At 66.8% G+C, this 26,139-nt stretch carries 21 protein-coding genes; 11 read left to right on the top strand and 10 right to left on the bottom strand.

The features are described 5' to 3' along the window. Positions 1-56: 56 nt before the first annotated feature. From ileS to VIF40_RS18705, 3 genes are all read right to left on the bottom strand, one after another. Complete coding sequence (gene ileS, locus VIF40_RS18715; protein WP_331939069.1) at positions 57-3,155, bottom strand: isoleucine--tRNA ligase; 3,099 nt, start codon at positions 3,153-3,155, stop codon at positions 57-59. A 235-nt stretch (positions 3,156-3,390) separates the two neighbouring features. Beyond that, on the bottom strand, positions 3,391-3,693 hold the full coding sequence (locus tag VIF40_RS18710) for a hypothetical protein (protein ID WP_331939030.1): 303 nt from the start codon (positions 3,691-3,693) through the stop codon (positions 3,391-3,393). Positions 3,694-3,772: 79 nt separating this feature from the next. After that, positions 3,773-6,040, bottom strand: coding sequence for a lytic transglycosylase domain-containing protein (locus tag VIF40_RS18705; RefSeq protein WP_331939029.1), 2,268 nt, complete (start codon positions 6,038-6,040; stop codon positions 3,773-3,775). Positions 6,041-6,353: 313 nt separating this feature from the next. Between VIF40_RS18705 and dapA the strand changes: the two genes are divergently transcribed. Together dapA and smpB are read left to right on the top strand one after the other, a co-directional pair. Then, entirely contained in the window at positions 6,354-7,247 is an 894-nt protein-coding gene (gene dapA / locus VIF40_RS18700; RefSeq protein WP_331939028.1) for a 4-hydroxy-tetrahydrodipicolinate synthase, read from the top strand. Positions 7,248-7,268: 21 nt separating this feature from the next. After that, positions 7,269-7,745, top strand: a complete 477-nt coding sequence (gene smpB, locus VIF40_RS18695) for an SsrA-binding protein SmpB (RefSeq protein ID WP_331939027.1) — start codon at positions 7,269-7,271, stop codon at positions 7,743-7,745. An 11-nt stretch (positions 7,746-7,756) separates the two neighbouring features. On the opposite strand, the gene VIF40_RS18690 is transcribed toward smpB, so the two are convergent. Together VIF40_RS18690 and VIF40_RS18685 are read right to left on the bottom strand one after the other, a co-directional pair. Further along, positions 7,757-8,359: a uracil-DNA glycosylase gene (locus VIF40_RS18690; protein WP_331939068.1), complete on the bottom strand. Its 603-nt coding sequence runs from the start codon at positions 8,357-8,359 to the stop codon at positions 7,757-7,759. A 79-nt stretch (positions 8,360-8,438) separates the two neighbouring features. After that, positions 8,439-9,053 carry an NYN domain-containing protein gene (locus VIF40_RS18685; RefSeq protein ID WP_331939026.1) on the bottom strand — a complete coding sequence of 205 codons (615 nt, stop codon included), beginning with the start codon at positions 9,051-9,053 and terminating at the stop codon, positions 8,439-8,441. A 423-nt stretch (positions 9,054-9,476) separates the two neighbouring features. Here VIF40_RS18685 and rpoZ point away from each other — a divergent pair, with 423 nt between their 5' ends. From rpoZ to era, 7 genes are all read left to right on the top strand, one after another. Beyond that, positions 9,477-9,863, top strand: coding sequence for a DNA-directed RNA polymerase subunit omega (gene rpoZ, locus VIF40_RS18680; RefSeq protein WP_331939025.1), 387 nt, complete (start codon positions 9,477-9,479; stop codon positions 9,861-9,863). A 222-nt stretch (positions 9,864-10,085) separates the two neighbouring features. Beyond that, positions 10,086-12,296, top strand: coding sequence for a bifunctional (p)ppGpp synthetase/guanosine-3',5'-bis(diphosphate) 3'-pyrophosphohydrolase (locus VIF40_RS18675; protein WP_331939024.1), 2,211 nt, complete (start codon positions 10,086-10,088; stop codon positions 12,294-12,296). A gap of 71 nt (positions 12,297-12,367) precedes the next feature. Next, on the top strand, positions 12,368-13,135 hold the full coding sequence (locus tag VIF40_RS18670; RefSeq protein WP_331939023.1) for a pyridoxine 5'-phosphate synthase: 768 nt from the start codon (positions 12,368-12,370) through the stop codon (positions 13,133-13,135). Next, positions 13,132-13,527, top strand: coding sequence for a holo-ACP synthase (acpS, locus tag VIF40_RS18665; protein WP_331939022.1), 396 nt, complete (start codon positions 13,132-13,134; stop codon positions 13,525-13,527). The genes VIF40_RS18670 and acpS overlap by 4 nt, the downstream gene beginning before the upstream one ends. 123 nt (positions 13,528-13,650) lie before the next feature. Then, complete coding sequence (gene lepB, locus VIF40_RS18660; protein ID WP_331939021.1) at positions 13,651-14,442, top strand: signal peptidase I; 792 nt, start codon at positions 13,651-13,653, stop codon at positions 14,440-14,442. A gap of 26 nt (positions 14,443-14,468) precedes the next feature. Continuing rightward, positions 14,469-15,170 carry a ribonuclease III gene (gene rnc / locus VIF40_RS18655; protein ID WP_331939067.1) on the top strand — a complete coding sequence of 234 codons (702 nt, stop codon included), beginning with the start codon at positions 14,469-14,471 and terminating at the stop codon, positions 15,168-15,170. Between the two features lie 184 nt (positions 15,171-15,354). Further along, a complete protein-coding gene (gene era / locus VIF40_RS18650) occupies positions 15,355-16,254 on the top strand; it encodes a GTPase Era (RefSeq protein ID WP_331939020.1) in 900 nt (299 codons plus the stop codon). Positions 16,255-16,332: 78 nt separating this feature from the next. Here era and VIF40_RS18645 read toward each other — a convergent pair whose 3' ends face one another. From VIF40_RS18645 to VIF40_RS18630, 4 genes are all read right to left on the bottom strand, one after another. Beyond that, positions 16,333-17,829 carry a glycine betaine ABC transporter substrate-binding protein gene (locus VIF40_RS18645; protein WP_331939019.1) on the bottom strand — a complete coding sequence of 499 codons (1,497 nt, stop codon included), beginning with the start codon at positions 17,827-17,829 and terminating at the stop codon, positions 16,333-16,335. Next, the gene (locus VIF40_RS18640; protein ID WP_331939018.1) at positions 17,826-18,587 is read right to left on the bottom strand and encodes an ATP-binding cassette domain-containing protein; all 762 of its coding nucleotides are present in this window, start codon (positions 18,585-18,587) and stop codon (positions 17,826-17,828) included. Before VIF40_RS18640 ends, VIF40_RS18645 begins: the two co-directional genes overlap by 4 nt. A 134-nt stretch (positions 18,588-18,721) precedes the next feature. Continuing rightward, the gene (locus VIF40_RS18635) at positions 18,722-21,067 is read right to left on the bottom strand and encodes a TonB-dependent siderophore receptor (protein ID WP_331939017.1); all 2,346 of its coding nucleotides are present in this window, start codon (positions 21,065-21,067) and stop codon (positions 18,722-18,724) included. A 35-nt stretch (positions 21,068-21,102) separates the two neighbouring features. Continuing rightward, a complete protein-coding gene (locus tag VIF40_RS18630) occupies positions 21,103-21,513 on the bottom strand; it encodes a hypothetical protein (RefSeq protein ID WP_331939016.1) in 411 nt (136 codons plus the stop codon). Between the two features lie 205 nt (positions 21,514-21,718). Between VIF40_RS18630 and VIF40_RS18625 the strand changes: the two genes are divergently transcribed. Next, positions 21,719-22,396 carry a response regulator transcription factor gene (locus VIF40_RS18625; protein ID WP_331939015.1) on the top strand — a complete coding sequence of 226 codons (678 nt, stop codon included), beginning with the start codon at positions 21,719-21,721 and terminating at the stop codon, positions 22,394-22,396. Beyond that, a complete protein-coding gene (locus VIF40_RS18620; RefSeq protein WP_331939014.1) occupies positions 22,393-23,775 on the top strand; it encodes a HAMP domain-containing sensor histidine kinase in 1,383 nt (460 codons plus the stop codon). The genes VIF40_RS18625 and VIF40_RS18620 overlap by 4 nt, the downstream gene beginning before the upstream one ends. 6 nt (positions 23,776-23,781) lie before the next feature. On the opposite strand, the gene VIF40_RS18615 is transcribed toward VIF40_RS18620, so the two are convergent. Beyond that, positions 23,782-26,031 carry a diguanylate cyclase gene (locus VIF40_RS18615; RefSeq protein WP_331939013.1) on the bottom strand — a complete coding sequence of 750 codons (2,250 nt, stop codon included), beginning with the start codon at positions 26,029-26,031 and terminating at the stop codon, positions 23,782-23,784. Positions 26,032-26,139 lie beyond the last annotated feature (108 nt).

Raw genomic sequence — 26,139 nt, 5'->3', positions numbered from 1 at the left:
GTGGGAGAAGGAGCGAGCACGAAGATCGAGGCTAGCGACCAGGGACGAAGAAACCCTTACGCCGGCCATTTGCCCGCCGCCGTCAGCTCGCGCAACGCCTGCGCGTCGCGGGGGGTGACGCCGGGGAAGTCGGCCTGCGCCGCGGCAGGATCGAAATATTTCCACGAGCGCGCGCATTTGACGCCCGAAGCCCGCCGCGGAACCACCGCCACGCCGGCGACCTCGGCGAGGCGGAAGGCCTCCGCCGGGCCCTCGTCCACCCGCACCTCTATGTCCGAGACGATGCAGATTTCGGCGAAGTCCACGCCCGTGAGCGCCGCGCGAAGACCGGCGTCGGTCACATGGACGAGCGGCGCCGCCTCCAGCGAGGAGCCGATGCGCTTTTGCGCGCGCTCGATCTCCAGCGCGCCGGTCACGACCGAGCGGATCGCCCGCAGCGTCTCCCATTTCTCGGCGAGCGCCGCATCGCGCCAGGCGGCGGGCGGCTCGGCGAAACGCTCGAGATGCACGGAGACGGCCTCGGCGTAGCGCGAGAGCCACGCCTCCTCCGCCGTGAAGGCGAGGATGGGCGCGAGCCAAGTGGTCACCGCGCGGAACACTTCCTCCACCACGGTCAGCGCCGCCTTGCGCTTTGTGCTCGACGGCGGATCGCAATAGAGCGCGTCCTTGCGAATATCGAAGTAGAAGGCCGAGAGGTCGCTGGTCAGGAAAGGCGTCAGCAGCGCGACGACCTTCTTGTAATCGAACTCGGCGTAAGCCGCGCCGACCTCCTCGCCGAGCTCCGACAGACGATGCAGCACGAGCCGCTCGAGCTCCGGCAGATCGGCGTAGGCGACGCGCTCCTCGGCGCGATAATGCGCGAGCGTGCCCAGCATCCAGCGGATAGTGTTGCGCAGCTTGCGGTAATTATCGGTGACGCTCTTGAGGATTTCCGGCCCGATGCGCGTATCGTCGCTGTAATCGACGCTCGCCACCCACAGGCGCAATATGTCGGCGCCGGCGTCGGCGATGACCTTCTGCGGCGCGACGACATTGCCCTTCGACTTCGACATTTTATGGCCGTGCTCGTCGAGCGTGAAGCCATGCGTCAGCACGATGTCATAGGGCGCGCGGCCGCGCGTGCCGCAGGATTCCAGCAGCGAGGAATGGAACCAGCCGCGATGCTGATCCGAGCCCTCGAGATAGAGCACCTCGTCGGCGCCGCCATCGCGCTTGCGTTTGATTCCCGCGAGGCCGGGGAAATGCACCGGGTCCTCCAGCGTGAAGGAATGCGTCGAGCCCGAGTCGAACCACACGTCGAGAACATCGTCGATCTTCTCGTAATCGGCGGGGTCGTGGTCGGGCGCGAGGAAACGCTTCGCCGCGCCCTCCTCGTACCAGGCGTCGGCGCCCTCCTTCTCGAAGGCGTCCACGATGCGCGCATTGACGCGCTCGTCGACGAGAATCTCGTGGCCGCCCTTCTTCACGAAGACGGCGATGGGCACGCCCCAGGCGCGCTGGCGCGAGACCACCCAATCGGGACGATTGGCGATCATGCCGCGGATGCGATTCTCGCCCGCCGCGGGCACCCATTGCGTGCGCGAGATTTCATCGAGCGCGATATCGCGCAACGTCGGCGCGTTTCCGCCAGCCCGCTCATCTCGTGTCGACCCCGACCCCTCATCCTGAGGAGCCGGCGTCTCGAAGGATGGGCCGCTGTGCGACCCCTCGCCCTTCGAGACGGCGCTTCGCGCCTCCTCGGGGTGAGGGTTCGAATGAGAGAATGTCTTGTCGAGCGCGATGAACCATTGCGGCGTGTTGCGGAAGATGACCGGCTTCTTCGACCGCCACGAATGCGGATATTGATGCTTCAGCCGCCCGCGCGCGACGAGATTGCCCGCCGCGACAAGCGCCTGGATCACCGCGTCATTGGCGTCGCCCTTGTCGCCCTTCTCGGTAAGCACGCGCTTGCCGGGAAAGCCGGGCGCCTCGTCGGTGTAGAAGCCGTCGGCGTCGACCGTATAGGGGATGCGCGTGTCGATGCCGCGCTCGGCGAGCATGCGCCCGCTCGCCATCCATATGTCGAAGTCCTCGCGGCCATGTCCGGGCGCGGTATGGACGAAGCCCGTTCCGGTGTCGTCGGTGACGTGGTCGCCATCGAGCAGAGGCACTTTGAAATCATATCCCAAATGCGCAAGCGGATGCGACGCCACAACGCTCGAAAGCTCTTGCGCCGGAACGTCGCGCAAACGCTCGAAAGCTTCCACCTTGGCGGATTTGAACACATCTTCCGCGAGCTTGTCGGCGAGCACGTAGGTCGCGCCGACCTTCGCCCAATTATTCTCAGGAGCCGCGGTCACGCGATAGAGGCCATAGGCGATCTTGTGCGAGAAAGAGATCGCGCGATTGCCGGGCAGCGTCCAGGGAGTCGTCGTCCAGATGACGACCGCGCCCGGCCCGTCCTTCACCGGAAAGGCGACATGCACCGTGTCGCTGACATGGTCCTCATACTCCACCTCGGCCTCGGCGAGCGCGGTCTTCTCGACGACGCTCCACATCACCGGCTTGGAGCCGCGGTACAGCAACCCATTCGCGGCGAATTTCATCAGCTCGCGGGCGATATGCGCCTCGGCCGGGAAATTCATCGTGGCGTAGGGATTGGCCCAATCGCCGGTGACGCCGAGCCGCTTGAACTCCTCGCGCTGCACCGACAGCCAATGCCCCGCATAGGCGCGGCACTCCTGGCGGAAGGCGACGATGGCGGCCGGATCGGCGAAATCGGGCTTCTTCTTGCCCTTGGAGCGGTAATTCTCCTCCTCGATCTTCCATTCGATCGGCAGGCCGTGGCAGTCCCAGCCAGGAACGTAATTGCTGTCCTTGCCGGCCATCTGGCGGCTGCGAGTGACGAGATCCTTGAGGATCTTGTTCAGCGCATGGCCGATGTGGATATTGCCATTGGCGTAGGGCGGGCCGTCGTGCAGCACGAATTTCGGCCGGCCTTTCGCGGTCTCGCGCAGCTTGGCGTAGAGGCCGATCTGCTCCCAGCGGGCGAGGATTTCCGGCTCGCGCTGCGGCAGGCCGGCGCGCATCGGGAAATCCGTCTGCGGCAGATAGAGGCTCTTGGAGAAATCGGGGCCCTTGTCCTCTTGGACCTTGCTTTTGGACTTGTCGTTCATCTGATCGGAAACCGCTGCGCTCGCGGGCTGCGCCCCGAGCCGGGGCGGCGCGCGAAAGGGAAGGGAAAACAAGTGGAAGGGCGCCTCGAATGGGCGCGAGAACCCGGTCGCCGCGCGAGCCTCGTCAAGCTCGAGCGCGGGCCGGGCCGATAATTCGTGTGCTGCGGCGCAGGACCATGGCCCTATCTACCAGCGCCGGCGGCCTCCGCAAAGCCCGGAAATTGGCCGAGCCGCGTCAGCGTATGCGGCGGAAGGGATTGCCCGCGGCGCCGGTGAGATAGGCGATGGCCCCGACGACCAGCGCAATCGGCAACAGCACCAGAAAAGCGCTGGCGAAGAAGATGAGCCCCATCGCCAGAGCCACCGCGCCGGCGAGCGTCAGCACAGCGGCGCCGATCGGCCCGACCTTGATGACCTTCACGCCATTTGTCCCGCCGATCCAGATGCGCGCGCGGGAGCGCGGGCGCGGCCCGTTCTCGGTCTCCGGCGGGAGAATCTCGATTTCGGCCTGTCTGTCGATTTCGTGCTTCTGGGACACGGGACGCTCCAGTGTGAGGCGACCTCGATATAAGGGCTCGCCGCGCCCGCGCCAATGCAGCGGGAGGCGAAATCGCCCCTCAATTGGCCGCGTGCATCCGCCACAGATCGCCCTGCGGCGCGCGCGTCTCGCGGTCGCCGAAGCGGGCGCGATAGACGGTCAGATTCTCGATCACGCGCTGCACATAGTTGCGCGTCTCGCTGATCGGTATGCGCTCCACCCAATCGATCGGATCGATCTCCTGCTTGCGCGGATCGCCATAGGCGTCGATCCATTCCTTCACCCTTTTGCCGCCGGCGTTATAGGCGGCGAAGGCGAGGATATAGGAGCCCTTGTGCTCGTCCAGCAGCATGCCGAGATGCGCCGCGCCGAGCCGCGCGTTGAAGGCCGGCTCGTCGATCATGCGCTTCAAATCGAAGCCGACGCCGGTCTGCTGCGCGGTATGGCGCGCCGTCGAGGCGATCATCTGCATCAGCCCCATGGCGCCGGCGCTGGAGACCGCCTTGGGATCGAAGGCGCTTTCCTGCCGCGCGATGGCGTAGACGATCGCCCGCGAGGCCGAGCGCGGCAGCGCCGCGAAAGTGGGTATGCCGAAAGAGGGAAAGGCGGCGTCGTCGATGGCGACGCCGCGATAGGAGGCGAGCTTGCCGAGGGTGAGCGAAATTTTGGCCTCGCGCCGGCGCTGCGCCACCTCGGTCAGCGCCGAGAGCTGCGCCTCGCCGACCAGCGTCTTCGCCGCATCGGCGGCGAGCTGCGCGGCGATCTCCTTCTCGCCGGCGGCGAAGAACAGCTCGACCGCGCGCACCGATTCGTCCCGGGCGTCGCCGCGGGCGGGCTCGGGCGTCGGGCGCAGCGGCGAATCGAAGGCGCCGAGCTTGGCGCGGGCGAGCTGGCCGTAGAAGGTCGTCGATTGCAGCGCGGCGTTCTCGTAGGACGCGCGCGCCGCCGCGGCCGCGCCGCCGGCCTCCTCGGCGCGGGCGAGCCAATAGGCGCCGCGCGATTTCTGGATCGGCGTCTCGGCGATGCGGGCGATCGCCTCGAAATGCCGCTCCGCCTTGGCGGGATCGTTCAGGAAGCGCAGCGCGATCCAGCCGGCGTGGAACTCGGCCTCGACGCGATAGGTGAGCGAGCGCGCCGAATGCTGCGCGCAGAGCTCATAGGCCTGCTCGAATTGGCCGAGATCCATCATCTTGCGCGAGATGAGCCGGCGCTCCACCCACCAGGCGTCGCCGTCGACGACGAGGCGCGGATCGCGCGGCGCCGTGCGCAGCAGCGCCGCCGCCTCGACCAGCTTTTTCTGGTGACGCAGCATGTGAATGCGCGCGAAGATCAGGCCCGGGTCCTTCTGCGCCTCGGCCGGCAGGGCCGAGAAGGTTTTTTCCGAAGCGCTCTCATTGATCGCCAGCGCGCGGGCGCGGGCGAGATCGAGCGTCTCCTTGCCGGCATGGGCGGCGACGCGCAGCGCCGGGCCGATCTTCTCGGCGTAGAGCAGCCGGTCGGCGCGATATTTGTGATCGGCGACGTCGAGATAGTCGGAGAACTCTTTCTTCGCCGTCTGCTCCAGCGGCTCGTTGAAATCATCCTCGCGCCACATGGGCTTGATCAGCGCCGCGACCTCCAGCGGCTCGCCGCGGCGGGCCATGACGCGGGCGAGCGCGAGCTTGCCGGCCGGCGTCTTGGGCGGCCGCTCGGCGAAATAATCGACGATCAGCCGATCCGGATGCTTGTCGCCATAGAGCGCCTCCTCGACGCGCTGGCGCAGCCAGGCCGAGGCCGGCCAGCCCGGATGCTCGGCGAAGAATTTCGACAGCCGCGCGAAGCCGGCCTCGCGCGGATGCAGCCGCAGCCCGGCCCATTGCGCGGCGGCGCGGGCGAGCGGCGCCTCGACGCCGCCGAGCGCCAGATCGCCGCCGGAAAAATCACCGGATTTGAAGGCCGCGAGCGCGCGGCCGAACGCCTCGTAATCCGGGCCGAGCAGAACCGCCGCCTCGGGCGGCTGCGGCGCATGCGCCTCGAAATCGAGCCCGCCGTCGGCCGGCGCGTAGGCCAGCAGCTTGGAGGCGGCGTCGCCCTCCGCCGGCCGGCGCAGCAAGCTGGCCGTGCGCCGGTCCGGCGGGGCGTCGCCGGAGCCGAGAAAATCATGCAGCGCCTCACGCGCCGAATCGCGCGGCCGCCAGGGCACCTGCGGCGAGGGCTCCTGTTGCGAGGACGCGGCCGCCGGGGACTGCGGATCGTCGTTGTCGTGGTCCGGGATGCGGCGCTGTGTCGTCGGAAAAACGGCCGCCGCAACGCCCAGGGCGGCGACGAGAAGAACGAGGCGCGCGGCGCCCCTCTGGCGATTCGTCATCAGCCTCACGCTCCGGACACTCGACGTCATCCAGCCTGCGGTCATTTCGTTGCAGAACTGTCAACCAAATCGATAAGCCGCGGGATTTTCAAATTTTCTTCTCGGCGTCGACCCGTCGCTCGAGCTATTCGGCGATTCCGCTCGCAGAGAGGTCGCGCACCCTTTTCACCTAAACGCCCAGAGGCTATGACTGGCGCCAATCTCCGAAGCGGAATGGCCGCCGCGAGGGAAAGGCCGAAAATTCTCCGTACCAGTCCCAGTCAGTAAGCGCGGCGATTACGGCGCCCGCGTGGCGCAGCGAAAGCGACGGCATATGAACGACAAGCCAGTCTTCCGAGGATCTTACACGGCTCTGGTCACGCCTTTCGTCGATGGCGCGGTCGACCTCGCAGGTCTGCGCGCGCTCGTCGACTGGCAGATCGAGAGCGGGACGCACGGCCTGGTTCCCGTGGGTACGACGGGCGAGAGCCCGACTTTGAGCCACGAAGAGCATCGCACCGTCGTCGAGACCGTGATTCGGCAGGCCGCCGGCCGCGTCCCCGTCATCGCCGGGGCGGGCTCCAACAACACGCGCGAGGCGATCGACCTCGCCCTCCATGCGCAGGAGGCGGGCGCCGCCGGCGTGCTCGTCGTCACGCCTTATTACAACAAGCCGAATCAGGAAGGCCTCTATCGCCATTTCGAGGCGGTGGCGCAGGCGATCTCGATTCCGATCATCGTCTACAACATCCCGCCGCGCTCGGTGGTCGACATGAGCGTCGCCACGCTCGCCCGCCTCGCCGAGCTGAAGACCATCGTCGGCGTCAAGGACGCCACCGGCAATGTGGGCCGCATTCTCCAGCAGCGCGCCGCCATCGGGCCGGATTTCGCGCAATTCTCGGGCGACGACATTCTGGCGCTGGCGAGCGTCGCCGTCGGCGCGATCGGCGTCATCTCGGTCGTCTCCAATGTCGCGCCCGCGCTCTGCGCCGATCTGCAGAACGCCGCGCTCGCCGGGGATTTCAAAACCGCGCTGGCGCTGCAGGACCGCCTCACCGCGCTGCAGCAGGCGATCTTCCTCGAGGCCGGCGTGACGGGAGCGAAATACGCGCTCTCGCTGCTCGGCCGCGCGCGGGAAGAGGTCCGCCTGCCGCTCGTGCCCTCCTCCGAGCCGACGAAGAAGGCGATTCGCGACGCCCTCGTCTCGGCGGGCGTGCTGGACGCCTGAGCCGAACGCAGGACCAGAACCGTGGCCGAGAAGGAAAATTCGAATTTCAAGGTCGTCGCCGACAACCGGCGCGCGCGCTACGATTATGAGATCGGCGAGATCTTCGAGGCCGGCCTGTCGCTGACCGGCACGGAGGTGAAGTCGCTGCGCACCGGCAAGGCGACGATCGCCGAGAGCTACGCCCATGTCGACCGCAAGGGCGAGGCCTGGCTCGTCAACGCCACGATTCCGCAATATCTGGCCGGCAATCGCTTCAATCACGAGCCCAAGCGGCTGCGCAAGCTGCTGTTGAAGCAGCGCGAGATCGCCAAGTTGTCGCAGGGCGTCGAGCGCGAGGGCATGACCATCGTGCCGATGAAGCTCTATTTCAACGAGCGCGGCCGCGCCAAGCTGCAGATCGCGCTGGGACGCGGCAAGAAGCTGCACGACAAGCGCGAGGTCGAGAAGAAACGCGACTGGGGCCGCGAGAAGAGCCGGCTGCTGCGCGACCGCGGCTGAAGCGTCGAAGATCAGCGCGCGTCCAAAATCTCCCGAGCCCGCGCGAAGATCGCGCGAAACATTTGCGGCGTCAGCGCGCCCGTATTGGTGTTGAGGCGCGAGCAATGATAGCTGTCGATAAGAATAATCGGACTATTCGTAGTATTATCGGCGATCGCATGCTGGATCTCATGCTCGCGCCCATGCGCGAAGGGGAATCCGCCGGTCTTCAGCGATAGGCCGCGCAGCGCGCCCTCATGCGCGACGCGGCCGAGCGCGACGATAAGTCGCAGCCGTTTCAGGCGGCGGAGCGTCGCGACGAAGAAGGGGCGGCAGGCCGAAAGCTCGGCCGGGAGCGGCTTATTGCCGGGCGGAACACAGCGCAGGACATTGGCGATACGGCAATCGACGAGGGCGACGCCATCGTCCGAGCGGGCGTCGTAGACGCCGCTCGAAAAGCCGAATTCCGCGAGAGTGGCGTAGAGGAGACGGCCGGCGTCGTCGCCGGTGAAAGGGCGGCTGGTGCGGTTTGCGCCCATTCGCCCGGGCGCGAGGCCGACGACCAGCAGACGCGCGTCCAGCGAACCGAAATCGCCGACGGGCGCATTATGCCAATCGGGATGGCTCTCCCTCAGCTCCCGCCGATAAACGACGAGACGCGGACAGAGCTGGCAGTCATGGCCCGGCTCGTCCGCGCGCGAAGGTGATTTTCGATCAGGCGTCGTGTTCGTCGTCGGGGGCGCCGCCCGGCGTCACCGGCTGCGGCCGGCGCTCCTGGAAGCGCTGCATGCGCTCGGCGCGCTCGCCCGGATCGCGGCCGATCTTGCCGACGAGATGGATGAGATCGACGAATTCATCGGCCTGGCGGCGCAGCTCGTCGGCGATCATCGGCGGCTGCGTGGTGATCGTCGAGATCACCGAGACCCGCACGCCCTTGCGCTGGACGGCCTCGACCAGGGAGCGGAAGTCGCCGTCTCCCGAGAACAGAACCATATGGTCGATATGCTCCGCCATCTCCATCGCGTCGACGGCGAGCTCTATGTCCATATTGCCCTTGACCTTGCGGCGGCCGAGCGAATCGACGAACTCTTTGGTCGGCTTCGTCACGACGGCGTAGCCATTGTAGTCGAGCCAATCGATCAGCGGACGGATCGACGAATATTCCTGATCCTCGATCAGCGCCGTGTAATAGAAGGCGCGAATCAGCCGGCCCCTGCCCTGGAACTCGCGCAACAGCCGCTTGTAGTCGATGTCGAAACCGAGCGATTTGGCGGTCGCATAGAGGTTGGCGCCATCAATGAATAAGGCAATTCGTTCCGGGTCTGCCATAGTGCTTGGTCTCGCTTGTCGGGTCCAGTATCGAGGGGCAGCCGCTTGCCGAGCGCGCCGCCGACCCTACTGGCGGCACGCCTCTCTACATGACGCGACTCACGCGCGCCACCGCCTCCGCTGCATCACGACGCTTTGGCCCGCGCCGCGAAGCTTGTAGCGCTCGCTTTGCAAACGCGCGCGCTTCGCGAACAGCTTTGGTCACATTACAGTCACGCCCTTCGTTAATGTCGTAAATCGACCATGTAACGGCGGTCGTCAAGGGGGTACGCGAAAAATCCGTCCAGAAATACTACAGCAATAGACTGCGATAGGCCCGATCTTATCGGCGTGGTCGTGACAGGCCTCGCCGTCGCGCATTGCCAGGGGCAAGGAATTGGTGTAGCAGGCGGCTCGCTCGAAAGCTAGAGGAGTCCGAACGACATGGCGCGCGTCACCGTCGAAGACTGCATCGACAAGATCGAGAACCGTTTCGATCTGGTTCTCCTCGCGGCGCATCGCGCGCGGCTGATCTCCTCCGGCCAATCGATCCTGGTCGAGCGCGACAAGGACAAGAATCCCGTGGTCGCGCTTCGCGAGATCGCCGAGACCGCGCTTTCGCCCGACGATCTCAAGGAAGACTTCATCCATTCGCTGCAGCGCCATGTCGAGGTCGACGAGCCCGAGACCGAGACGGTGCCCGCGCTCACCGCCGCGACGCCCGATTCCGACGGCGGCGACGCGCAATTCGACCGCATGACGGAGGAAGATCTTCTCCGCGGCCTCGAAGGGCTGGTGCCGCCGGCCGAGGTCGAGGACGAAGGCGAGTAAATCCCGCCGAGATCGTCCGCCGCCGAGATCCTCCGCCGCCTAGATCCGCCCGGCGCTCCGTCGCCGAAATCTCTAGGAGGCCGGCCGCGAGGTGTTCTACAATCGCGCTCGAATGCGGCCGTCGGCCGGCTTCGGGCCCTCGCGCCGTCTCCCGTCCGATCTTCCCCGTGAGTTCCGCGACGCCCCCGACGATCCGCGCAACCAGATCGTTGGTCGACGCCGATGATGCGCCAATATGAACTCGTCGAGCGGGTGCGCAAATACAACCCGCAGGTCGACGAGGATCTGCTGAACCGGGCCTATGTCTACGCCATGAAGGCGCATGGGCAGCAGACCCGCGCCTCCGGCGACCCGTATTTCTCCCATCCGCTGGAAGTGGCGGCGATCCTCACCGACCTCAAGCTCGACGACGCCACCATCGTGGCCGCCGTGCTGCACGACACGATCGAGGACACGAGCTCCACGCTCGACGAGATCAACCGTCTGTTCGGCCCGCAGATCGGCAAGCTGGTCGACGGGCTGACCAAGATCGAGAAGCTCGACCTCGTCTCCAAAAAAGCCGCTCAGGGCGAGAATTTCCGCAAGCTGCTGCTCGCCGTCGCCGAGGATGTGCGCGTGCTGCTGGTCAAGCTCGCCGACCGGCTGCACAATATGCGCACGCTGCATTTCGTGCCGCCCGAGAAGCGCGCGCGCATCGCGCAGGAGACGCTGGACATTTACGCCCCGCTCGCCGGCCGCATGGGCATGCAGCGCCTGCGCGAGGAGCTGGAGGGGCTGGCCTTCCGCCATCTGACGCCGGAGGCCTATCAGGCGATCGAATCGCGCCTGCACGATCTGCGCGCGAAAAACGGCCGCATCATCAAGAAGATCGAGAAGGAGCTGACGCAGGAGTTCGCCGATCGCGGCATTCATGCGGCCGTCACCGGGCGGCAGAAGACGCCCTTCTCCGTCTGGCGCAAGATGGAGCGCAAATCGATCGCCTTCGAGCAGCTGTCCGATATTTTCGGCTTCCGCATCATCGTCGACGGCGTGGAGGACTGCTATCGCGCGCTCGGCGTCGTGCACACCAAATGGCCGAGCGTTCCCGGCCGTTTCAAAGACTATATTTCGACGCCCAAGCAGAATGATTATCGCTCCCTTCATACGACGGTGATCGGCCCCGGCCATCAGCGCGTGGAATTGCAGATCCGCACCGCCGCCATGCATGAGATCGCGCGTTTCGGCATCGCCGCCCATGCGCTCTACAAGGATTCGTCGAGCATCGAGGGCAAGGAGGATCTCGCCAAGGAGAGCCGCGCCTTCAAATGGCTGCAGGACACGCTGGAGCTGCTCGCCCATGGCGACAGTCCGGAAGAGTTCCTGGAGCATACGCGGCTCGAATTGTTCCAGGATCAGGTGTTCTGCTTCACGCCCAAGGGCGGGCTCATCGCTTTGCCGCGCGGCGCGACGCCGATCGATTTCGCCTATGCGGTGCATACGCGCGTCGGCGATTCCGCGGTCGGGGCGAAGATCAACGGCCGCATCTCGCCGGTTCTGTCGCAATTGCAGAATGGCGACGAGGTGGAGATCATCCGCGCCGAGGGCCATGTGCCGCCGGCGGCCTGGGAGTCGCTCGTCGTCACCGGCAAGGCGCGCTCCGCCATCCGCCGCGCGACGCGCGAGGCCGTGCGCATGCAATATGCCGGGCTCGGCCGGCAGATCGTGACCCGCGCCTTCGAGCGGGCCGGCCGCCCGGTCTCGGACGAGAAGCTGAAAGCCGCGCTGCCGCGGCTCGCCCGCGCCTCGCTCGAGGATGCTTTCGCCGCCGTCGGCCGCGGCGAGATCTATTCGGGCGATGTGGTGAAATCCGTCTATCCGGACTTCAGCGAGGAGCGCAAGCCCGCGCCGCAAATGCGGCTCGAGCCGGGCGAGCCCGGCTGGTTCGGCATGAAGTCCAACGTCAATGTGGTGTTCAAGGCGCCGGGCGTCGTCGATCAATCGAGCGCCATTCCGATCCGCGGCCTGCGCGGCGACGTGCCGGTGCGCTTCGCGCCGGAGGGCGGCGCGGTGCCGGGCGACCGTATCGTCGGCATACTGACGCCGGGCGAAGGCATCACCATCTATCCGATACAATCGCCGGCGCTCACCGCCTTCGACGACCAGCCGGACCGCTGGCTCGACGTGCGCTGGGACATCGATCCGGACAGCCGGGAACTGTTCCCGGCCTGCCTCGTGGTGACGGCGATCAACGAGCCGGGCACGCTGGGCGGGCTGGCGACGCTGATCGGCGAGACGGGAGCCAATATCGACAATGTCGCCTTCGCCATTCATTCTCCCGACTTTCGTGAGATGCGATTCGATCTGGAAGTCGCCGATCTGAAACATTTGAACGACATCGTCGCCCGGCTGCGGGCGAGCGCTCTGGTCAGCAAGGTCGAGCGCGTCATCGGGTGATGGCGAGCAAGGCTCGAGGCGACGCAAGCAAGGCTCGGGATGATGCGAGCAAGGCTCGGAGGTGAGGAAAGATGAAGGCTCGCCGTATCCGCCTCGGCGTGAATGTCGATCACGTCGCCACCATCCGCAACGCCCGCGGCGGCCAGGGGCCGGACCCGGTGCGCGCCGCTCTGCTCGCCATAGAGGCGGGCGCGGACGGCATAACGGCGCATCTGCGTGAGGATCGCCGCCATATTCGCGACTCCGATATGGCGCGGCTCAAGGCCGAAATCTCCAAGCCAGAGATCGCCAGGCCGCTCAATTTCGAGATGGCGGCGACCGAGCAGATGCTCGACATAGCGCTCGAGACCAAGCCGCACGCCGTCTGCCTGGTGCCCGAGCGGCGCACCGAGCGCACGACGGAAGGCGGCCTCGACGTCATCGGCGGCCATGATCATCTCGTCCCCTTCGTCGACGAGCTGAACCGCGCCGGAATTCGCGTTTCTCTGTTCATCGAGCCGGGCGCCGAGGCGATCGACGCCGCCGCCTCGATCCGCGCTCCGGTCGTCGAGCTGCACACCGGCGCCTGGTGCCACGCCGTCGAGGTGGGCGACCTCGAGACCGCCGAGCGCGAGTTCGCCCGCATCGTCGCGGCCGCCGCCCATACGGCGGCGTGCGGGCTCGAGTGCCACGCCGGCCATGGGCTCGACTATGCGACGGCGCGGCGCATCGCCGCCCTGCCGCAGATCGTCGAATTGAACATCGGCCATTTCCTCGTCGGCGAGGCGGTGTTCGTCGGCCTCGCCGAAACGATCCGGGCCATGCGCCGCGCGATCGACGAAGGCTCGGCCGCCTCATGATCATCGGCTTCGGCAGCGATCTCTGCGACATTCGCCGCATCGAGCAGGCGCTCGAGCGCTATGGCGATCGCTTCATCCACCGCTGCTTCACCGATATCGAGCGCGAGAAATCGGAGGGCCGCGCCACGCGCGCGGCCTCCTACGCCAAGCGTTTCGCCGCCAAGGAGGCCTGCGCCAAGGCGCTCGGCACCGGCATAAAAGACGGAATCACCTGGAAAACCATGGGCGTAGTGAATCTGCCCTCCGGCAAGCCGACGGTCGAGCTGACCGGCGGCGCCGCCGAGCGCCTGGCCGAGATCACGCCAAAGGGCGCGAAAGTGGTCGTTCACCTCACATTGACCGACGAATATCCACTCGCGCAAGCCCAGGTTCTCATAGAGGCGTTGACGTGATAGACGAGCGGGCGAGCCTGAAGGCTCACGGTTCGACCCTCATCGACCGCGAGCCTTCAGGCTCGCTCGCAAATTGATCCAAGACGACCGAAAGCGGCTTCGGCCAAAAGGGAGTGACGCGGTTTGAGCAGGAACGTCTCGGTCGCCGAACGGCGCGACGAAGGTGGTTTGCTCGAGACGATCAAGGTGATCGTCCAGGCGCTGGTCATCGCGCTCGTCATTCGCACGCTGCTGTTTCAGCCCTTCAACATCCCCTCGGGCTCGATGATCCCGACCTTGCTGATCGGCGACTATGTCTTCGTCTCGAAATACGCCTATGGCTATTCGAACTTCTCCCTGCCCTCCGTGCCTTATCTCGACTGGCGGGCCGATCTCTTCGCCGGCCGCGTGCTCGGCTCGCAGCCCAAGCGCGGCGATGTGGTCGTGTTCAAGCTGCCGCGCGACAATGAGACCGATTATATCAAGCGCGTGATCGGCCTGCCCGGCGACCGCATCCAGATGATCGAGGGCCGCCTCTCGATCAATGGCGAGATCGTGCCGCGCGAGGCCAAGCTCAAAGAGAAGCACGAGGGCCGCGACGGCCGCGAGGTCGAGGTGCCGACCTATACCGAGACGCTGCCCGGCGGCGTCGCCCATACGATCATCGAGATCGAGGGCGACCACGGCTACAAGGACAATACCGAGCTCTTCGTCGTGCCGCCGAATCACTATTTCATGATGGGCGACAATCGCGACAATTCGACCGATTCGCGCTTCGCGCCGGAAGAAGGCGGCGTCGGCTACGTGCCCTTCGAAAATCTGGTGGGCCGCGCCGAGATCATCTTCTTCTCGGTGCAGAAGGACGAATATGCTCTGGCCTTCTGGCGCTGGCCGTGGACGGTCAGATGGAATCGGCTGTTCAAGCCGGCGCATTGACGCCGCTCCGCATAAAGCAGACGCTAATGGGCGCTCTCGGTCGGGAGGACCTCGCCGTCCTCGAGGCGAATGTCGGCCATGGCTTCGCCAACCGGGGCCTGCTGGAGCACGCGCTGACGCATGTCAGCGCCTCCGCGGCGCGGCCCGATTCCTATGAGCGGCTGGAGTTTCTCGGCGACCGCGTGCTCGGCGTCGTCGTCGCCCATATGCTCTATGAGAATTTTCCGCAGGAGAGCGAGGGCGAATTGTCCCGGCGGCTCGCCGATCTCGTCCGCAAGGAAACCTGCGCGGAAGCGGCCGAGCGCTGGGGCGTCGGCCCCTTCATGCGGCTCGGCGATGGCGAGGCGCAGACCGGCGGACGGAAAAAGCGCGCCATATTGGGCGATATGTGCGAAGCGATCATCGGCGCGGTCTATCTCGACGGCGGCCCGCAAGCGGCCGAGGCCGTGGTGCGCGCCGCTTTCGCCGAGCGCATGTGCGCGCCGGGACGCCGCCTGCGCGACGCCAAGACCGCGCTGCAGGAATGGGCGCAGGCGCGCCGGCTGGCGACGCCGCGCTACCGGCTCGCGGCGCGCAGCGGACCGGATCACGCGCCCTTTTTCGAGGTGGCGGTGGAGGTGGAAGGCTTTGTCGCGGCGGCCGGCGCCGGCGCCTCCAAGCGCGCCGCCGAGCAATCGGCCGCCCAGGCCTTTCTCGACCGCGAGGGGATCGAGAGGGAAGAGGCGTGAGCGCCAGCTTCACGGGCTCGACACGACAATCCCCTCGTCCTGAGGCGCTTTTTGCGGAACGCAAAAAGCCTCGAAAGACACTCCGCCAGCGCGCGGCGTCGCGACCCTTCGAGACGCCGGCTCCGCAGGGTGAGGGCGCTGATTTGGACCAGGACTTCACGCCAACATCGAAAGGCGCATATTCGTGACAGAAACCCGCTGTGGCTTCGTCGCTCTGGTCGGCGCGCCCAACGCCGGCAAGTCGACGCTGCTCAATCAGCTCGTGGGCGCCAAAGTGTCGATCGTCTCGCGCAAGGCGCAGACGACGCGCGCCCTGGTGCGGGGCATCGCGCTCGAGGGCGAGGCGCAGCTCATCCTCGTCGACACGCCCGGCATTTTCGCGCCCAAGCGCAGGCTCGACCGCGCCATGGTGGCGAGCGCCATCGCCGGCGCCGGCGACGCCGACGCGATCGTGCTGCTCGTCGACGCGCGCCGCGGCCTCGTCGCCGAGGTGGAGGAGATCGTCGCCAAGCTGGCCACGCTGTCCGCGCCGAAAATTCTGGCGCTCAACAAGATCGATCTGGTGCCGCGCGACTCCTTGCTGGCGCTGACGGCGGCGCTCACGGCGAAGGCGGATTTCATCGAGACCTACATGATCTCCGCGCTCAATGGCGACGGCGTCGCCGATCTGAAGGCCAAGCTCGGCGCGCTGATGCAGCCCTCGCCCTGGCTCTATCCGGAAGACCAGCTCTCCGACGCGCCTTTGCGCCTGCTCGCCGCCGAGATCACGCGCGAGAAAATCTTCGAGCGGCTGCACGATGAATTGCCCTATCAATCGACGGTCGAGACCGAGTCCTGGGAGAATCAGAAGGACGGCTCGGCGCGCATAGAGCAGACGATCTATGTCACCCGCGACGGGCAGAAGAAGATCGTCATCGGCGAGGGCGGCCGCACCATAAAGGCGATCGGCCAGGCCGCGCGGCGCGAGATCGCGGAGGCCGCCGAGCAGAAGGTGCATCTCTTCCTGTTCGTGAAAGTGCGCGAGAACTGGGCCGACGACCCTGAGCGCTATCGCGAGATGCGGCTGGATTTCCCGAAGGAGTGAGGCGGGTTTTCAGCCCCTCTCTTTTTTACGTCCTTCTGCCGCAGGGGCGGGAGAAGGAGCGGCCGCGCCCACGCGAAATCACCCGCTCGCCTTCAGCCGCAACCCCCGCGGCACAACCCATGGCTCGATCGCATCGAACAGCCCCTGCGCCGCCAGCGCCATCAGCGCGGCCGGAATCGCCCCTTCCAGGATCAGCGCGAAATTATCCAGGCGCACGCCGGTGAAGATCGGCTGGCCATAGCCGCCCGCGCCGATGAGCGCGCCGAGCGTCGCCGTGCCGACATTGATGACCGCCGCCGTCTTCAGCCCGGCGAGCATCGCCGGCGACGCCATGGGCAATTCGACGAGCAGCAGCCGCCGCCAGGGCGTCAGCCCGATGGCGATCGCCGAATCGTTTATCGCGCGCGGAATGGTCGTCAGGCCGGTCGCGACATTCCGCACGATCGGCAGCAGGCTGTAGAGGAAAAGCGCGGCGATCGCCGGCGGCGCGCCGATGCCGAGCAGCGGAATCATGAAGACGAGCAGCGCCAGCGACGGAATGGTCTGCAGCACGCTGGCGACGCCGAGAATCGCATGGCCGAGGACCGGCCGCCTGGCCGCCGCCACGCCGAGCGGCAGAGCGACGACGATCGCCGCCGCCAAAGACACGCTCACGAGAAAGAGATGCTCCCGCGTGCGCCTCAGCACGCGCTCGACCAATCCCTGCGACGCCGCCGGCGCCTCGACGCCGAATTGCGCGGAGACGAAATTCGCCGCCGCCTCGCGCTCGCTGCGCAGGCCGGTCCTCACCGCGACATTCATCGCGATCATGGCCGCCGCGTCGATGCGGCCCTCCAGCCGCAGCATGGCCGCGACCGCCCGCGGCGCGCGCTGCTCGAGATCGGCGCGATAGAGCAGAACCGCGCGATTTTCGGCGAAGAGCTTGCGGTCGTCGGCGAGCACGAGGATACGCCGATCGGCGATCTGCGGATCGGTGGTGTAGAGATCGACGACGTCGATGGCGCCCTCGATCAGGCCCTTATAGGCGATGTCGTGATCGAGCCCGCGCACATCCTCCGCCTCGAGCCCATAGGCCGCGCGCAGCGCCGGCCAGCCGTCGGCGCGGGCGAGCAATTCCTCGCTGAGACCGAAGACCAGCGACGAACGCCGCGCGAGATCGGAGATGGTCCGCACGCCCAGCGCCTCGGCCTTGTCGCGGCGCATGCCGAGCGCATAGCCATTGCCGAAGCCGAGCGGCAGGCTCATGCGCAGCCCGAGCCCGGCGAGCGCCGCCGCGATCTCGCGATCATTGGAAAGCCGCCGCTCGGCGAGGATCTCCTGCCGCAGCGTGCCGGTATATTCGGGATAGGCGTCGATCTCGCCGGACAGCAGCGCGTTCCAGACGAGCCTCGTGCCGCCGAGCGCCGGACGGCGGATCGCGCGCGCGCCGGAGGCGGCGACGAGATCGGCGACGATATCGGAGAGAATGATCGATTCGGTGAAGGTCTTGGAGCCGATCTGCACGCCTGTTTCCGCGTCACGCGCGCAGGCGCAGAGAAAAAGCAGCGCGAGCCCGATGGGCGCGACGCGCCTCATCGCGCGCCCTCCGGCGGCGGCGGCAGATCGGCGAGGCGCCGCGCGCTGGCGCGCACGAAGCGCGTGACGAACGCCTCCGCCGGCCGCTCGACGAAATCGACGAAGCGCCCCTGCTGCACGATGCGGCCGTGATTCATCAGAACAATCGTCTCGGCGAAGAATCCGGCCTCGGCGAGATCATGGGTGACGATGACGACCGTCTTGGCGAGACGCGCGAAAATATCGGCGAGATCGTCCTGCAGATCGGCGCGGATCAACGGATCGAGCGCGCCCAGGGGCTCGTCCATCAGCAATATTTCCGGGTCGAGCATCAACGCGCGCATCAGCGCCACGCGTTGCCGCTGGCCGCCGGAGAGCTCGGCCGGATAGCGCTCCAGCGCCGGCGCCGGAAAGCGCGTGAGGCGCAGCAGCTCGTCGAGCCGCGCCGCCTGCCGCTCCGGCGTCCAGCCCATCTCGCGCGCCATCAGCTCTATGTTGCGGCGCGCGGAAAGATGCGGGAAGAGACCGCCCTCCTGGATCACATAGCCCATCAGCCGCCTGAGCTTCTCCGCCGAGAGCGGCGTCAGCAGATGGCTCGCGACCTCGATCTCGCCGTCATCGGGCGTCGCGAGGCCGACGATCAGCGAGAGCAGCGTGGATTTGCCGGAGCCGGACGGGCCGATCAGCGCCGTCGTGCGGGCCGGCGGAATCGTCAGCGTGACGTCGTCGACGACGCGCGCGCCGCCGAAACATTTGGTGACGTGCTCCAATCGGATCATGACCGCGCCGCGACGTCGAGGCTATCGGCTGTCAACTGGCGCGCGCGGGCTCGGTTCCAAGGGGGTGATCGAAGACGAGACCGCCGAGTGGGTCGTCGCAGGCCCGGCCGCCGCGCGAACGGCGGCCGGGAGGATCAATATTCGACGCGCAGCGAGCCGATGACCGAGCGCGGCGCGCCGGGCGTGCCGGCGAAGCGGCCGGGGAATTGCGACGTGCCATAGTAATAGGTGGAGCCGGTGAGATTGTCGGCGTTGATCTGCGCCGTCACGAAGCTCCCGCCGAGCTGGAAGCGATAAGAGGCCATCGCCTTCAGATTCGTATAGGCCGGCGCGAGAAACGTGTTCGCCGGATCGACGAAAGCATTGCCGACGCGCGACACGCCGATCGCGCCGCTCAAGCCGCGCAGATTGCCGTCCGCCTCATATTTCACCCAGACATTGCCCATGTTGTCCGGCACGGCGGGCAGACGCTTGCCGGTGATGGGCGCCTGTGTGGTGACATCGAACGGGTCCGTCGCTGTCGGCGTCGAGCCCTTCATCACATGCGTCGACATGTGGGAGAAATTGGCGATGACGCTCCAATTGTCGTCGATGCGCCCGCTCACATCGAGCTCGACGCCTTCGCTGCGCGCATCGAGCAGATCGAACACATAATTGCGCAACGCCGCCGGCGCCGTCGGCGTCGCCTGCGCGATATTGCGCTTGTCGATCACGTAATAGGCGGCGCTGGCGACGAGGCGCTTATCGAAGAGCTCGGCCTTCACGCCGCCTTCCCATTGGATCGCGCGTTGCGGGCCGAGCGGCGTGTTGTTGCGGGTGACGCCATTGTTGAGGCCGAAGGACTCGGTGTAATTGCCGTAGACGGCGAGCCAGGGCAGCGCCTGAATGGAGAGGCCGACGCGCGGGCTGAAGGCATGATCGGCGACGTGAACGGCGAGATAATTGGCGCGCATCAGCGCATTGTTCAGGACCGCCGAGGTCGATGATTGGCCCGAGCTCACGGCGCTGGCGAAATCATAGCGGCCGCCGAGCAGAAGATGGACGCGATCGTCCAAGAAGGAGATCATGTCCTGCGCATAGAGGCCCTGCCACTCCTGCTTGCGTATGAAGGCCGTGCCATTGGCCGGCGTGATGAAGCGTGAGAGTCCGAGACCGCTATAGGGCGCGAAGCTCCCGCTGAAATAATTGGGCGCATAGATGTCGAGCGATTGCGCCTGATTGGACTGATAGATGTCGCCGACCTGCGAATAGCTCATATGATCCGTGCCGAACAGCACGGAATGATGCAGGAAGCCGGTGTCGAACCTGCCCTTCACATCGAGATTGCCGGTGATGGTGCGATAGGCGACGGGGCCCCAGTTCAGCGAAACATTGGCCTGGCCGACCGGCCAGCTCGTCGGGCACCAGCTCGCCGGCGTGTTGTTGAGCTGGCCGGGCTGGTTCACGCAGACGAGGAAGAGGCTCGTCTGAATCTCGCGGCTGTTGGAATAGAGGAACCGATTGGCGACGCTCCAATCCTTGTCGAGATCATAGGTCCAGTCATAGGCGACCTGCCGGCGCATGGAATGGCTGGGATTGTCGACGGTGATGCTCGGATCGGCGAGATAGCGGCTGATCGGAATCGGTGCGGCGTTATAGCCGATGGCCGGAATATTCGGGTTGTTGTCGACGCCTTTGACGTCCGAATATTCGGCGTCGACATTGAGCTTGAATTGCTCGCTCGGATGATAGGTGACGGTCGCCGAGCCGAACCAGCGATCGTCGGTCACATAATCGATGAAAGAAGGATTGTGGTTGTATTCCGCCGTCACGCGATAGAGCCAGACCTTGTCCGCCGTGATCGGACCGGTCGCGTCGATCGTCGTGCGCGCGCCGCCGAAGGAGCCGCCCTGCTGATGCACGGAATAATAGGGCGTCTCCAGCGGCCGCTTGATGATTGTGTCGACGAGGCCGCCGGGCTCGACGCGGCCGTAGAGCATGGCCACCGGGCCCTTCACCACCTCGATCGACTGCACATTGGCCGTGCTCGGACATTTCTGCGCGGGCAGCAGCAGGCCGTTGCGATAGGATTGCGAGAGCTGGAGATTGCCGGTCGGGAAGCCGCGGATGATGAGATTCTGGAACAGCGTGCAGCCCGTCGGCATCAGCGATGTGCTGCTCACCGCGCCGACGACGGCGTCATTGACCGAGATGGCCTGCTGGTCGTCCATCATCTGGCGCGTCACCACCTGCACGGCGATCGGCGTATCGAGGATCGGCGCGTCGAGCTTGGCGGAAGCGGCGCTGGAGGCGGCGTAGCCGGTCACGCGGTCGCCCGATCGCGCGCTGCGCGGATCATTGCCGCCCGGAGCGCGGCGCGCCGCGTCCGCGCCGACGTCGATCGTCGGGAGCAGCTCCTGCGCCTGCGCGCAAGCCTGAAATGCGAGAGCGAGCGCCGTGCTGGCGAGAACGCGGCGCGCCGCGCGAGAAACGATATGCATTGCGATGGTCTCCGGCCGCGTCTTCGAGGACGCGCTTAAAGCGGACGGCTCATGCAGCCTCGGCGGCTGCGCTCGATCGGCGGAGAGACCGGCGGCGGTCCGCGAGCAGAAGCCGAGCCGGCGCAGCGCGACGGCGCGCAAAGCTCGCCGTCCTCGGCTCGGGCGGCGAAGCCGGCGGCGGCGCGCGGGGTCGGAGATTGCGAGCGGCCGGCGAGAATGGCGAGCAGGACGGCCTGCTTATCCGCGCGATCGAGCGAGCAGAGAAGGCAGCAATCGGCCGGGTCCGGCTGCGCCGGCGCCGTGCGGCCCTGCGGCCGACATTCGCCCGCGGCCGCGGCGATCCCGCCCATCACGGCCCTATGCGCGGCGACGGCCTCCCGGCCGATGCCCAGGGCGAGGCTCTGCAGGACGAGCAGAAACGCGAATATCCGAACCAGACGCCGCAAATTCCATCCTCACGCCAGACGAGGACCTTTCCTCTAACAAAAGTCGCATAACGGCAGCGTAACGGTGGAGCCGGCAACCGCCCGGCCGCGGCGATTTCACCGGAACCTATTGCAAAGATACGACACCGGCGGCTAGGCTGGCGCTCCGGCGCCTCGTCTTGCGGCCGGCCGCGCAGAAAACCCGGGCGGGATGCGGAAAACATCGATGCGCATTTTGATCGTCGAGGACCAGCCGGAGCTGGCGGCGCTCGTCGCCGGCCGGCTCACCAAATCGGGTTATGTCGCCGACAGCGTCGGGACGTTGGCCGAAGCCGTCGAGGCGGTCGCGCAATTCGACTATCCGGTGATCCTGCTCGATCGACGCCTGCCCGATGGCGACGGCGTGTCGATCCTGAAGCAGCTCCGCTCGACCAAGCCCGGCTCGCGCGTGCTGCTGGTGACGGCGGCGCGCTCGATCGACGACCGGATCAACGGCCTCGACGCCGGCGCCGACGATTATCTCACCAAGCCCTTCGACGTCGACGAGCTGCTGGCGCGCATCAGGGCCGTGCTGCGCCGGCCGCAGGGCGTCGCCCTGCCGCCGGTCGGGCTCGGCGAATTGTCCTTCGATCTCAACCAGCGCGAGGCCTTCGTGCGCGGGCGCCCCTTCGTGCTCGCCAAGCGCGAGCTGCTGCTGCTCGAGGCGTTGATGCGGCGCGCCGGGCGGGCGGTCAAGCACAGCACGCTGATCGGCGAAATCTATGGGCTCGACGACAGCGTGCAGATCGACGCGCTCAAAATGTCGGTCTCACGCCTACGCCAGCGCCTGAAGGACTGCGAGGCCGGCGTCGAGGTCCATACGCTGCGCGGCATAGGCTATCTCATCGAGATGTCGCGCGCGTGAGGCTGCTGCGCTCGCTCTCCTCCCGGCTCGTCTTTAATTGGGTCGTCTTCTCGCTCATCGTCTTCTTCACCGTTCCGGCGACCGTGCTCTTGCCTCTGGCGGCCCTCGGCGTCGACGATGTCGGCTATGTGCGGCTCGAGGGCCATACGGTGAAGCGCGCGCGCATCATCGTCATGCACGCCGTCCGCAAGACGCCCGAGGGCCGGCTTCGCATCGAGCCGACGCCGGAGCTGCGAGACTATCTGGCGCGCAATCCGCGCTTCCGTTTCGCGGCCTTCGACGCGCAGACAGGCGAGGCCTTCGCCGGCTCGTCGCAGGAGCTCGTCGATTATTTCAGCAGCCAGCTCGGCAAGCTCGAAATGCTCGGCGCGACCTTTCACATATTGGGCGACGACGACCCCGACTCGCGCGGCTCCGCCCGAATGGTGCGCACGCCCTTCGGCCGTTTCGGCACCATCGTCTATGGCGCGCAATTCCATTGGGACGATGTGCTGTTCTGGCTCTACAATTATCCCACCACGGCCAATGTCGTCGCCTATATCCCCCTCTGCGCGGCGCTGTCGCTCGTCGCTCTGATCGTCGTTCGCAAAAGCCTGCGGCCTCTGCGCGTGAGCGCGGCGAGGCTCGCCGAGATCGATCTCGATTCGCTCGATCGGCGTGTGCCGACCGCCGACATGCCGTCCGAGGTGCTGCCTTTCGTCGAGGCGCTGAATGGCGCGCTCGAGCGCGTCGACGCGGGCGTCGCCCGCCAGCGTCGCTTCATCGCCAATTCGGCGCATGAGCTGCGCACGCCCATCGCCATTTTGCGCACGCGGCTCGATCAGCTCGACGATACCCCGATCAAAAGAGAGCTCGAACGCGATTCGCTGCGCATTCAGACGATCCTCGAGCAGCTCATGGTGCTGGCGCAGGTCGAGGAGCGCGCCAGGACGTGCGCCGCGCCGGAGCTCGATCTCGGCGAGGCCGTGCTGAGCGTCACCGCCGATTACACGCCGATCGCGCTCGGCGCCGGCCGGCGGCTGGCCTTCGAGCCGCCAGCGACGCGCGTCATCGCACGCGCCTATGAATGGGCGCTGGAGAGCGTCGTCACCAATCTCGTCGCCAACGCAGTGCGCGCCGAGCCGCCCGGCGGCGCCGTCGTCGTGCGCGTGACCGCCGACGGAGTCGTCGAGGTGGAAGATCATGGCGAGGGCGTCGAGCCTGACAGCCGCGACACGATCTTCGAGCCCTTCTGGCGAAAGAGCGAGGCGACGCCGGGCGCCGGCCTCGGCCTCGCCATAGCGCGGGAGTTGATGGGGAAGCTCGACGGCCGCATATGGGTGGAGGAGACGCCCGGCGGCGGAGCGACATTCAAGCTCGCCTTCGACAAGGTCGGCTGAGCGCGCTCAAGCGAGGCCGCCGGCGGCCGGCGAGCGCGTGACCATCTCGACGCGATTGCGGCCGCGCAGCTTGGCGAGATAGAGCGCCTCATCGGCGCGGCCGACGAAATCCTCCGCCCGATCCTCGTCGGAAAATTGCGTGACGCCGAAGCTGCATGTGATCGCGAAGCCGCATGTGGTCCCGTCGACGCCGTCGACGTCGAGCGTCTCGATCGAGGCGCGCAATTTCTCGGCCGCCTTCAGCGCCGCGGCGCCGTCCACGCCCGGCGTCAGCAGCGCGAATTCCTCGCCGCCCCAGCGCGCCAGAATATCGGTCCCGCGCACGAGCCCCGCCATCGCCTCGGCGAGGCGCACCAGCGTGCGGTCGCCGATCTGATGCCCATGGGCGTCATTGATGGATTTGAAATTATCCACGTCGAAGAGCACCAGCGAGAGCGGCGCGCCATAGCGCTGCGCGCGCAGCATCTCGCTGGCCAGCGCCTGATCGAACTTCAGCCGGTTGAACAGGCCGGTGAGCCGGTCGGTCACCGCCTGCTGGCCGAGGTCGCGGGCCAGCTCCTGCAGACGCAGGCGCTTCTCCATCTGTATGCCGTCCTGCAGCCGGCGCTCCTGTCCGATGAGATAGATCAAGGTCATCATCGTCACGAGCAGCGTGACCACGATGCCGAGCACGCGCGAGGCGAACAGCTCGCGCGTCGGCGTCGCGATCGCCACCGACCAGCCCTCCGTGTCGATGAAGCGCCGCCGCACGTAGCCTTGCTCGTAGCCTTGCTCGCCCTCCAGCGTGACCCAATTGGATTCGCCGAGCTCTCGCTCGAGCAGCGGCCGATCGTCGAGCGGGCCATAGCGGCGCTCGACCTCGCGCAGCCGGTCCGGCGAGAGCGGCCACATCGGCCGCGGCATGAGGGCGTCGCGATTGGTCATCGTCACCACGCCATCGGCGTCGAGAAGAAAATAGCGCCGGTCGAATCGACGCAGATCGGCCTGCAGAGCGACCAGCGGCTTTGCGAGCGTGGCGACGCCGACGACGCCGCCGCCCGCATCGCGGATCGGCGCGCTCGCATGAAAGACCACGCCGCGATCCGCCGGATCATAGGTCATGCAGCGGCTCGCGACGCCGCCGATCGCCTCGCGAAACGGACGCTTCGACGCATAATCGCCCTCGCTCGCCGCGGCCTCTCCCGCGGCCGCGGCCGCGGCCGCAGCGACGATGCGGCCGGAGGCGTCGAGGAGCAGCCCTGTTTCCGCGCCGGAGGCTTCGACATGCAGCCGGAGCGTGATTCGCGCGGCCTCGCTCGCCTGCGGCGCGTCGCCCTCCGGCCCGGGCCGCACCGAGGGCGAGCCCGCGAGCGTCGCCGTCATTCCCGAGAGGGCGGCGGTCTCGCCGACGAAACGGCTGGCGAGCAGATCGAGATCGCTGCGCGTCTCCTCCTGAATATTGCGCTGATAGATCGCGCCGAGAAAATCGGTGAGGCCCCAGCCGCAGAGCAGGATCGCCATCATCGCCGCGACGGTCCAGACGAACTGCCGGCGCAGATAAGTGGCGAAGCGCCGCGACGAGAGCTCGAGCGCCAGCTGATGCTGACGGATCGACCACACCGAAAAAGCGATGCCGCAGGCGAGCAGTCCGCGCAGCAGCTGGATCGGAACGCCCGTCGCCGCCACGAAACGGCGGCTGTCGAGCACGCTGGCCGGCCAGAACGGGGCCGGCGCGACGACGAGTCCGGCGCAAAATGCGTAGAGCGCGAAGGCGGCGGCGGCGAGATAGGCGTAACGGCGCGCGGCGACGGTGAGCGTCCGCGCGCCGCCGGCGAAAACGAGCGCTGCGCCGAGCGCCGCGGGAAAGCCGATGATGTAGCGCGCGACCGCCGATGCGCTGGCGAGACCGGCGCCGGCCGCGACCACGGCGACGACCAGCGCCAGCGGAATATGAATCCATCGGCCCGGCTTGCCGGCGCCGAACGCTCCCGCCTCCATTCGCGCGAATTCTAGCAAAAGGAGATAGGAGCCGGTCATCAGCGCCTTGCGCGCCAGCGCGAAAGCGGGGCCGTCGCCGATGACGAGCGCGAGCAGATCGAGCCATTCGACCGCGCCATGCGCATAGCCGAAGAAGGCGAGCGTGACCCAGCCCGCGCGGCGCGGGCCCTCTCCGGCTGCGGCGAAGCAGATCGCGCCGAGCAAAAGAAACGCCAAGCCATAGAAAAAGAAAATGAAATCGAGCTGCGCGTCTAAAAAGGCCGATAAGGTCTCCCGCATGTCGCTTGCGCCGGCGCTCCCTTTCGACGCGTCTAAGCGCGCCATTGTGGACAAATTGGAGGGGCGGCGCGATCGTCAAGGCCGGGTCGGTAACGGAGGCCGCGCCGC

The sequence above is a fragment of the Methylosinus sp. genome (assembly GCF_036560965.1).
Classification (GTDB): Bacteria; Pseudomonadota; Alphaproteobacteria; order Rhizobiales; family Beijerinckiaceae; genus Methylosinus.
This window is presented reverse-complemented; position numbering and strand designations above follow the sequence as displayed.